Here is a 1,600-nt window from a genome sequence, read left to right on the forward strand (position 1 = left end):
CCAGTCCGCCTACGCCGACGGCTCTCTCACGCTCCGCGTCGATCCCGGACCGGCGCAGGCCGCCTACCCGGTGCTCACCGGGTTCGAGGTCCGTCAGGGCGGCCAGCGCGTGGCGGTGTGCACCCCGCAGGGCATCTGCCCGCCGATCAGCGCCCCGAACGGCGAGCAGCGCTCCTACGAGGCCGTCGCGGTGAATGCGGTGGGGTCATCGCTCACCGCGGTGCGCACGACCGCGTGGGCGTACGACCCGCCGTCCGCTCCCACGGGTGCGACCGCGGCTCCCGTCGTCGCGGGGGCCGACGGCGGCGTCGCGTCGCTGGCGATCTCCGGCGTGGATGCCGCGAACACCGGATCCCTGCAGATCACCAGTCCGGTCGGCGAGACGCAGACGATCGCCGTCGGCTCGTCGCAGACCACCGTCACGGTGCCCGCGTTCCGCGTGGGCGCGAACACGGCGACCGACGTGACGATCACACCGTTGTCGCGGTACACGGCCCCGCCGGGCCTGCCCGGCCCCGCCATCGGCTCCACGACGGTGTCGGCGCACGGCATCGGTGCGCCGACGCAGGGCACGCTGACCCTCACGGCCGTCAACGTCGGCGGCGGCCGCGTCGACATCACGGCGGTGGGAACGGCGACGCCGGGGGGCGACGGCGCCCGCGTGCGGTACGGCATCGTGCGTCTCGACGGCCCCGTCGGCCAGGACGGCGCCCCGGTCTCCGTCGACAGCTGTCGCACGAGCGACGACGGCGGACAGCGCGTCTTCCGCGGTCTCCCGGACGGGCGCCTGTACACCTTCGCCCTCTGCGCGGAGTCGTGGTTCGATTCCCGCTCCTTCGGTCGGGCCACCGTCACCAACACGGTGCGCGCGGTGCAGAGCGGAGCCGCGCCGACCGGGTACACCTTCGTCGTCGGCCCCACCGCCCACGTTGCCGGCGACGGCACCCCGTCGGGCCGCGCCACGTGGACGATCGATCAGACGCCCACGTCGCCCGAGACGCCGCCGAACGACAACAACGTCGTCTTCCGGGGACTGCCGAGCAGCGTGTTCGACAAAGACCCCGGGATCGAGGTGCGCTACGAGCACAAGGACGGGTGGTGGCAGTCGGACTGGGGCAATGTCGTCCCCGCCGCCGGCAGCGCTCCCTACCAGGTGCAGGCGTCCTGGTCGCTCGGCACGTGCACCGGCGGCACGACCCTCACGCGCACCGCCGGATCGAGCGGCTCGGATGCCGCGGTGACGTTCGATGCCGCCGGCATCCGCTACTACGACAAGAACGACGCGTTGCTGGTTCCCGGAACGGACCCGTGGACGGTGCCCGCGGAGGCCGTGCGCGTCACCGGCATCCGTGTCGTCGTCGACTGGTCCGGGCAAGGCTGGAACCTCGCCCCCGCGAGCGCAGAGCTCGCGACACGCTGTACGCCCTCCACCGCGCCGAACCCGGCCGGCTGACCCGACGGAGTCCTCATGACGATCACCACCGAGCAGGCGACCTGGTTCGCCCAGACCTTCGCGCAACTGGCCGACAACGTCGAGCGCGCCGTGCTCGGCAAGCGTCACGTCGTCGAGCTCATCCTGACCGCCATGCTCAGCGAAGAC

The 1,600-nt window shown here is 72.8% G+C and carries 2 pseudogenes; both read left to right on the forward strand.

The window, feature by feature from the left end:
• Window positions 1–1,453: pseudogene (locus I5I_RS08145) on the forward strand (Ig-like domain-containing protein); the annotation flags it as partial.
• Between the two features lie 15 nt (window positions 1,454–1,468).
• A pseudogene (locus I5I_RS17570) lies at window positions 1,469–1,600 on the forward strand (AAA family ATPase); the annotation flags it as partial.

It is taken from the genome of Microbacterium sp. B24, assembly GCF_000333415.1.
GTDB lineage: Bacteria > Actinomycetota > Actinomycetes > Actinomycetales > Microbacteriaceae > Microbacterium.